Source organism: Streptomyces sp. NRRL S-31 (assembly GCF_000718775.1).
Classification (GTDB): Bacteria; Actinomycetota; Actinomycetes; order Streptomycetales; family Streptomycetaceae; genus Streptomyces.
The window spans coordinates 1-8603 of sequence record NZ_JOCB01000167.1; the positions used below are offsets into that span (position 1 = coordinate 1).

The window sequence follows — 8603 nt, forward strand, 5'->3', positions numbered from 1 at the left end:
GTCGTCGGGGGCGCTGCGGTCGGGGGCGGCGCGGGCTTGGTGGCGGGCCCGGGCGTCGGCTGTGGCGTGGTTGCCGGCGTGGGCGTGGCAGGCGGCGCCGGGGTGCGTGCCGGGGACCCGGCCGGCTCGGGGACGTCCGCGACGGGCTTCGGCGACCGCCTGTGCGGCGCCGACGGGGGCGCCGTCGTCGGGGGCGCCGGGGTCCCGGGCCGTACGACCGGCGCGGACGGCGCGGACGGTGCCGGCGCGGCGGCCTCCCCCGCGGGACGGCTGTCGTTCACCAGGGCCAGCGCGACCGCCGCGGCGGCCACCGCGACCACACCGGCCGCGATACCCGCCTTCACCGGCGCTCCCATTCCCTCGGAGGCCGCGGCCCCGCCCGCGCCGCCGGAGGAGCCACCGGCCCCGGCCGCGGCTGCCCCGGCGGCCCCCGCCCCGGCGCCGCCGGCCACGATCCCGAGCGCCTTGGCGTACCCGGCGGCCCCGAACCAGCCGATGACCGCGACCGGGACGACACCGGGGATGCCGCTCGCCACCTCTTCGATCTGCGCCACGGCCAGCCGGCACCGGGCACACTCCGCCAGGTGCCGGCGCAGCCCCCGCTCGGCCCGGACGCGCAGCTTGCGGCGGGCGTAGGTGCCGAGCCGGTCGGCGTAGCGCGCGCACTCCTCGTCGTCGGCGAGGGCGTCGCTGACGTGCGCCTGGAGGTAGGCCTGCCGCAGTCCTTCGCGCGCGCGGCTGGCGAGCACCCGGGTGCCGTTGGCGTCCAGTCCGAACAGGACGGCCACCTCGCTCGGGGACTCGTCCTCCACCTCGGTGTGCCACAGCACGGCCTGCCAGCGTTCGGGAAGGGAACGGAAGGCCCGCACGGCCATGGACTGCTCCGCCTCGTGCAGGGCGCGCACGTCGGCACCGGCACCGGCCCCGAGGGAGTCGTCGGACGTGTCCGGGGCTTGGTCGGCCTGCTGGGCGAAGAGGGCGAAGTCGTCGACGAGCTGCTCGCGCCGGGCGGACCTGGTCCAGTGCGCGGCGACGCGTCGAACGGAGGTCAGCAGATAGGCCCGTACGGCGTACTCGGGCCCGGAGCCGCCGCGTACCGCCTGGAGCATCCGGGCGAAGACCTCCGCGGTGAGGTCGTCGGCGGTGTGGCCGTCCCGGCAGCAGGTCCGCGCGTACCGCCGTACCGCGGCGGAGTGCCGCCGGTACAGCTCCGCGTAGGCGGAGTCGTCACCGGCGCGCATCCGCTCGATCAGCTCGCCGTCGGCGGGTGGCGCCTCACCTGCCGGCGGCAGCCCGCCGTCGCGCTGCGCGGGCACGCTCGCGGCGGCGGGCCGCCGGAAGGAAGCCGGGCGTCCGCCTTGCTCGGGTACGAAGGGGGAGGCCGGCCCGCGCGTCTCCGCGTCCCCGTCGTCCACGCGCGACTCGTCCCACCCGTCAGCGCCCATCGCGGAAAGCCCCCGGAACCGGCCCAGCCCAATCCGTCACCGGCTCAGCCTGCCACAAGCCCGTCCCGCCCAGGAGTCCTCGCACACCCCGTCCACTCGTCCGAGCGGACTTGCCCACCGAACTCCCTCGTACACCGCCGGCCGCGTGCCCCACGGGGGAGCAACGGCCCTTGCCCGGAACGCACTTCACCGTCGGCGGGCGCCGGCCGGTCCGTCCGGCGGCCCACCCGCACCCATCCGCACCCACCCGCATCCGACCGGAACAGCCGCACGGGCGACACGGCGACACGGGTGGCACGGGTGGGAACGCGCTCCCGCCGGCGGCGAGGCGCGGGGCCGGCGACGACGGACTACGCCGGCCGGGACCGGAGCCCCTCCAGCAGGATGTCCAGCAGCCGCGCCGACGCCGCCGCCTGCTGCGCCGCGTCCGGCAGCGACGGCGCCGCCGTGGCGATCACCAGCAGCACGTCACCCACCGACACATCGGCCCGCAGCGTGCCCGCCGCCCGCGCCCGCTCCACCAGCTGACCGACCACGTCGAGCAGGGCCCCGGCCCCGGTGTCGTCGGCCACCGCCGTGGCCCCGGCCGCCACCAGCCGCAGTTCCCCGCCCCCCGACTGCGCCCGCTGCTGAGGCACCCGGGCCCCCTCGGCGAGCACGACCGAACCGGCGGGGTCCTCGTCGGCCGGACCGGCGGAGCCGACCCGCAGCACCTGCGGCGGCAGCAGCCGCCCCGCCCCCGACGCCACGGACGTCCGCAGGAACCGCGACAGCGCCGACCACGGCTCGTCCTCCTGCCCGAGCGCCGTGCGCGCCTGCTCGGTCAGCCGCGCCGTCTCCTCCTCGGCGATCCGCCGGACCAGCACGTCCTTGCTGGGGAAGCGCCGGTACACCGTGCCGACCCCGACCCGGGCCCGCCGCGCCACGTCCTCCATCGGCGCGCCGTACCCCAGCTCGCCGAACACCTCACGCGCCGCACGCAGCACGTGCTCCAGATTGCGCTGTGCGTCCACCCGCAGCGGGGTCGACCGCGCCGTGTCCGCGCGTCCGCTGCCCATCGCCGCGTTCATCGCCTTGCCGCCCGGTGCGATGGCGGCAGCAGATGTCCAATGCGTGTCCTGAACATGCATGTGTTCCCCCGGTAATGACGTCTCCCCCCGGAGACTCTCCCCGCCACTGAATACGAAGTGCGTGGAAGCGGCATCGGTCCCGACCGGACCCGCCCGTCGCGGACCCGTTCGACCACAGTCCCTACACCCCGTCGTCACACGAACATAGTTGAGCGGAAGTCAATTCAGAAGGGGCAGGTTCCGCACAGTGCGCCCCTCGATCGGAGTACGGGGCGTGTACATCCCGATTGCCTCCCTTCACCCCCTGTCGCCCGCCCCTGCTGACCTGCCCCCTTTCGTCCCACGGGGACACCGCGGCCGGCCCCGCGCGCAACCGGCCGCCGGTCACACAAATTGTCGGGGCTGTGGACAAACAACGGCGCCGGGTGCGTCATGGGATGGTGAAGGAACGTGCGCGCATTCTGGTTGTCGGCGGCGGCTACGTCGGGATGTACACGGCCCTGCGCCTCCAGCGGAAGCTGAAGGCCGAGCTGAGGAGAGGCGATGCCGAGATCACGGTCGTCACTCCGGACCCGTACATGACGTACCAGCCGTTCCTCCCCGAAGCCGCCGCGGGGTCGATCTCCCCGCGCCACGTCGTCGTACCGCTGCGCCGCGTCCTGGACCACTGCCACGTCGTCGTCGGCGAGGTCACCGCCGTCGACCACGCCACGCGCACCGCGGCCGTCACCACGCTCGCCACCGCCGAGGAGGGCGGCTCCTCCGAACTCGTCGGCTACGACGAACTCGTGCTCGCCCCCGGCTCCGTCTCCCGCGCCCTGCCCATCCCCGGCCTCGCCGAGCACGGCATCGGCTTCAAGACCGTCGAGGAGGCCATCGGCCTGCGCAACCACGTCATCGAGCAGATGGACATCGCCTCCTCCACCCGCGACCCCGCGCTCCGCGACGCCGCCCTCACCTTCGTCTTCGTCGGCGGCGGCTACGCGGGCGTCGAAGCCCTCGGCGAACTGGAGGACATGGCCCGCTACACCGCCCGCTACTACCACAACCTCCGCCCCGAGGACATGAAGTGGATCCTGGTGGAGGCCACCGACCGCGTCCTCCCTGAGGTCGGCGCCGAGATGGGCCGTTACACCGTCACCCAGCTGCGCCGCCGCAACATCCAGGTGCTGCTCGGCACCCGTCTGGAGTCCTGCACCGGACGCGTCGCCGTGCTCAGCGACGGCCAGCGCTTCCCGACCCGCACGCTCGTCTGGACGGCCGGCGTCAAACCCCACCCGCTGCTCGACGCCACCGACCTGCCGCGCACCGCCCGCGGCCGGCTGCGCTGCACGGCCCAGCTGGCCGTCGACGGCACGGAGCACGCCTGGTCCGCGGGCGACGCCGCCGCCGTCCCCGACGTCACGGCCGCCGATCCCGGCGCCGAGACCGCGCCCAACGCCCAGCACGCGGTCCGCCAGGCCAAGGTCCTCGGCGACAACATCGTCCGCTCGCTGCGCGGCGAACCCCTCCGGACGTACTCCCACGCGTACGTCGGCTCGGTCGCCTCCCTCGGTCTGCACAAGGGCGTCGCCCAGGTCTACGGGCACAGGCTGAAGGGCTACCCCGCGTGGTTCATGCACCGCCTGTACCACCTCAGCCGGGTGCCCACCTTCAACCGCAAGGCCCGGGTGCTCGCCGAGTGGACCCTCGCCGGGCTCTTCAAACGGGAGATCGTCTCCCTCGGCTCGCTCGAACACCCTCGAGCGGAGTTCGAACTGGCGGCCGGTGGAAAGCCTCCCCACAGCCCTTCCGGCGACCCGAAGGGGTCGTCCTGACCTGATCCAGGAACTCCCGGGAGCACCGGGGCGTCTGACGGTTGTCCCTCGCCTCGGCCCGCTCCCTGCCAGACTGCCCTACGACGTCGGACGGGTATCCGCCCGCCCTAGCACCCATGAGGCCTTCCCCACAGTGAACTTCACGCGCTGGAGCGCCCGGCTCCCCGGAACGCAGCGCCGCGCCGCCGCGCGGACCGAAACGGCGGTCTCCCCGGACCGGCGGGGGGAAGGCTCCGTGCCCGCGGCCCGCGCCGGACGGTCCGCCGACGGCGCATGCCCGGCGGCCGCCGTCGACGAACTGCCCGCGCGTGACGTCCTGGACCGTGTTCCGGCGCTCGTCGCCCTCGTCCACGGCCCCGACCACCGCATCGGCTACGTCAACGACGCCTACACCACGGCCTTCGGCACCCGTCCCGTGGGCGCACCCGCCCGCGACGCCCTGCCCGAACTCGCCGAGCTGGGCCTGCTCCCCCTGCTCGACCAGGTGCTGCGCAGCGGAAGACCCCGCACCCTGAAGTCCCGCAAGGCGGTGGACGGCCGCTCGTACACCTTCACCTGCACCCCCGTCGCCGAGGACGGCGACCGCGACGCGGGCGTGCTCGTCTTCGCCACCGACGTCACCGACCACGCCGAGGCCGCCGAGCGGCTGCGCGCCAGCGAACGCCGCCAGCGCGAGACCGCCGTCACCCTCCAGCGCTCCCTGCTCCCGCAGGAACTGGAGCAGCCCGACGACCTGCGCATCGCCGCCACCTACCAGCCCGGCGGCACCGAGGCAGCGGTCGGCGGCGACTGGTACGACGTGATCACCCTCGGCGGCGGTCGGACCGCCCTCGTCATCGGCGACGTCATGGGCCGCGGAGTGCGGGCCGCGGCGGTCATGGGCCAGCTCCGCACGGCCGTGCGCGCCTACGCCCGCCTCGACCTGCCCCCGCACGAGGTGCTCCAGCTGCTCGACGGCCTCGCCACCGAGATCGACGCCAACCAGATCGCCACCTGTGTATACGCCGTGCACGACCCGAACGAGGGCCGCCTGGTGTACGCGTCCGCCGGCCATCTGCCGATCCTGGTCCGCGACGAGAACGGCACGGTCACCCGCACCGACGAGCCCACCGGACCGCCGCTCGGCACCGGCGGCTGGATGTACTCCTCCGGCTGTGTCGCGCTCGGGCCCGGCGCGACGGCCGTCCTCTACACCGACGGGCTGGTGGAGCGCCGGGACGCGGACCTGGACGAGGGCATCGCCGCCCTCGAAGGCGCCCTCGCCGGCGCCACCGGCAGCCCCCAGGTCGTCTGCGACCGGCTGGTCCGCTCGGCCGGAGTCACCGCCGACCACGACGACGACGTGGCCGTCCTGGTCCTCCAGCACCCGGCGCGCACGGGCCCCGACGGCGACCTCTTCCGCAACGCGGCACTGGAACTCCTCGGCGGCGTCGAGGCGGCGCCCCGGGCGCGTGCGTTCGCCTCCGGCGTGCTGACGAGCTGGCGCTTCCCGGCCGAACTGCACGACCTCGGCGTCCTCGCCACCAGCGAGCTGGTCGCCAACTCCCTCCAGCACGGCACCCCGCCCATGCGGCTGCGACTGCGCCGCACCGACCGCCGCCTGATCATCGAGGTCACGGACGGCGACGACCACCTGCCCCGCCGCCGGCGCGCGGAGCCGGGGGACGAGTCCGGGCGGGGCATCGCCATCGTGGCGACGATCGCCTCCGGCTGGGGCTCCCGCCGGACACCCGGCGGCGGCAAGGCGGTGTGGTGCGAGTTCCTGCTGCCGAAGAGCGGATGAAGAGCCGGAGGGTCCCGTCCGGACCGGGCCCGGGACGGGCCTGATCCGAACGGGACCCCGCGCCGCGAAGGGCCCGGCCGCCGCCCGCACCCCTATGGGCGGCGGCACCAGGTGCCCTACGCCTCCGCCACCACCGGCTCCGGCTCCGCCGCCGCGCTGCCGCGCGTGACCACCCGGGTCCCGCGCGCCTGCCACGGCCGGTCCTGTACGGCGGTGAGCCGCCGTCCCAGCCGCAGCGCCAGCACCGTGATCCCCAGCGAGAACAGCAGGAAGGTCACGATGTACGGCCCGGGCAGGGACGCGCCCAACGGACCGCCCACAGCCGGCCCGACCGCCAGCGCCAACTGCTTGACCAGCGCGAACGCCGAGTTGTACTGCCCGGCCATGCCCTCGGGGGCCAGGTCGGCGACGAGCGGGGCCACCGTCGGCGACAGCATCGCCTCACCCAGCCCGAAGAGCGCGTACGTCGACACGAACGCGGCCGTGGCCATCTCCTGGCTGCCGTGCCCCAGCCCCGCGTACCCGGCGGCCAGCCAGGCCACGGCCCAGATAAGCCCGACCGCGGCGATGACCCGGGAGCGCCGGCGCCGCTCCACCAGCTTCAGCACGGCGAACTGGGCGATCACGATCATCAGCGTGTTCGCGGCCAGCGCCGTCCCGAGGGCGGAGGTGGAGATCCCCGCCGCCTCCACGCCGTAGGCGCTCAGCCCCGACTCGAACTGGCCGTAGCAGGCGAAGAACAGCACGAAGCCCAGCACGGACAGCTGCACCATCGCCCGATTGCCGAGCAGCTGCTTCCAGCCGCCCTTCGCCGACCGCGTGGGAGCCTCCTCCAGCCGCGGCGAGCGCGGCATCCGCGCGGTCGCCAGCACCCCGACCAGCAGCAGGAACATCGCCGCCTCGATCGCGAACAGCAGCGTGAAGGACGACACGCGCGTGGTGTCGACGAGATGACCGCCGATGAGGCCGCCCACGCCGAGGCCCAGGTTCTGAAGGAAGAACTGCGTCGCGAACGCGCGCGAGCGCGTGTCCGCGCTGGAGCAGTCCACGATCATCGTCGCCAGCGCCGGCTGCATCACGGCCTGCCCGGCGCCGAGCGCCGCCGCGGCCAGGAGCACGGTCACCGCGCTGCCCGCCAGACCGAGGCCCAGCGCGCCGAGGGCCGCGGTCACCAGGGCGGCGAGCAGGACCGGCAGCGGGCCGCGCCGCACGATCGCCCGGCCGGCGAACGGCAGCACGATCAGCGCGGCCACCGCGAAGACGGCGAGCACGAGTCCCGCCGTCATGGCCCCCAGTCCCCGCACCTGCGCCACGTAGACGTACAGGTAGGGGACGGTGAAGCCGAGCCCGAACGCGCTGAGTGCGTTGCCCACGTGGATCCGGCGCATCGCTGCGCCCATCGCCCTGGTCACGTTCACCTCTCTCACTAGTTAGACCTGAAGACTTCAAAGCTAAAGTTCAAGGCTAAAGAGTACACAGTCAAGGACTTCAAAGCAAAGGGGTCGCGTGCGATACTGCGGCCATGGCCGACACTCCCGGCGTCACGGAGCCGACACTCGAAGAACAGATCGCCGCCTACCAGCGCGAGTTCCAGGACCTGGACCCCCAGGTCGAGAAGATCGTGTCGGCACTGTCCCGGCTGAACCGCCGCATGAACGTGGCGTACGGCCGCCAGACCGCCGACCTCGGGATCAGCAACGCCGACTGGGAGGTCCTCAAGGCACTGGTCCTCTCCGGCGCTCCCTATCGCATGGGCCCCGGCGACCTGGCCAAGCGGCTCGGGCTGACCCCGGCGGCGATGACCCACCGGATCGACCGCATGGTCACGGAGGGGCTGGTCACCCGGGAGCGCGACGAGTCCAACCGGGTCCGGGTCATCGTGGAGCTGACCCCCGAGGGCCGCGAGAAGTGGCTGGAGGCCATGCGCCTGGCGACGGTCTTCGAGGAGGACCTGCTCCAGGACCTGACCCCCACCGAGCGCGCGGTGCTGGGCGAGGTGCTGACCCGGCTCCTGCGCAGGGTGGAGCACGCGCAGCCGGACGCCGGCGGCCGGCTCAGCGACCTGGACTGAGGCCGCCGCCGGGGCCGCGAGAAAAGATCTTGACAGGTCCTGGCGGAGGGGTGTTGACACGCCCCCGCCCGTTCCGTAAAGTTCTTCGGGTTGCCACGGAGCCGTAACGGTTCTCCGGCAGCACCTCAGCCGCCATGAGCGGCACCCCCTCACACCAACAGCACGATCCCCGATCGGGTTGTTTTCGGCGTGCCCGAATTCAATTCGAATGGGAGCCCGGTGGCCCGATTGGGAATCGCCGAGCGGATCCGCTAAGGTTTGAGACGTCGGAACGGCCCAACAGCCGGGAAGACAAGCCCCCCTGACTGGGAGTCAGACGCCGAAAGGATCTGATAGAGTCGGAACCGCCGGAAAGGGAAACGCGAAAGCGAAGACCTGGAAAGCACCGAGGAAATCGGATCGAGAAAAGATCTGATA

General features: G+C 73.6%; 6 protein-coding genes. 3 read left to right on the forward strand and 3 right to left on the reverse strand.

The annotated features are described in order from the left end of the window. Both IF37_RS0137335 and IF37_RS0137340 read right to left on the reverse strand, forming a co-directional pair. The coding region (locus IF37_RS0137335) for a sigma-70 family RNA polymerase sigma factor (RefSeq protein WP_030753761.1) at positions 1-1445 on the reverse strand (1445 nt) is incomplete at its 3' end. Positions 1446-1795: 350 nt separating this feature from the next. Next, positions 1796-2575: a TetR/AcrR family transcriptional regulator gene (locus IF37_RS0137340; RefSeq protein WP_030753765.1), complete on the reverse strand. Its 780-nt coding sequence runs from the start codon at positions 2573-2575 to the stop codon at positions 1796-1798. A gap of 377 nt (positions 2576-2952) precedes the next feature. Between IF37_RS0137340 and IF37_RS0137345 the strand changes: the two genes are divergently transcribed. Both IF37_RS0137345 and IF37_RS0137350 read left to right on the forward strand, forming a co-directional pair. Continuing rightward, complete coding sequence (locus tag IF37_RS0137345) at positions 2953-4332, forward strand: NAD(P)/FAD-dependent oxidoreductase (RefSeq protein WP_030753768.1); 1380 nt, start codon at positions 2953-2955, stop codon at positions 4330-4332. Between the two features lie 133 nt (positions 4333-4465). Then, positions 4466-6115, forward strand: coding sequence for a SpoIIE family protein phosphatase (locus tag IF37_RS0137350; RefSeq protein ID WP_030753771.1), 1650 nt, complete (start codon positions 4466-4468; stop codon positions 6113-6115). A gap of 116 nt (positions 6116-6231) precedes the next feature. Here IF37_RS0137350 and IF37_RS0137355 read toward each other — a convergent pair whose 3' ends face one another. Then, complete coding sequence (locus IF37_RS0137355) at positions 6232-7527, reverse strand: MFS transporter (protein ID WP_030753773.1); 1296 nt, start codon at positions 7525-7527, stop codon at positions 6232-6234. Between the two features lie 110 nt (positions 7528-7637). Between IF37_RS0137355 and IF37_RS0137360 the strand changes: the two genes are divergently transcribed. Beyond that, a complete protein-coding gene (locus tag IF37_RS0137360) occupies positions 7638-8186 on the forward strand; it encodes a MarR family winged helix-turn-helix transcriptional regulator (RefSeq protein WP_030753776.1) in 549 nt (182 codons plus the stop codon). Positions 8187-8603 lie beyond the last annotated feature (417 nt).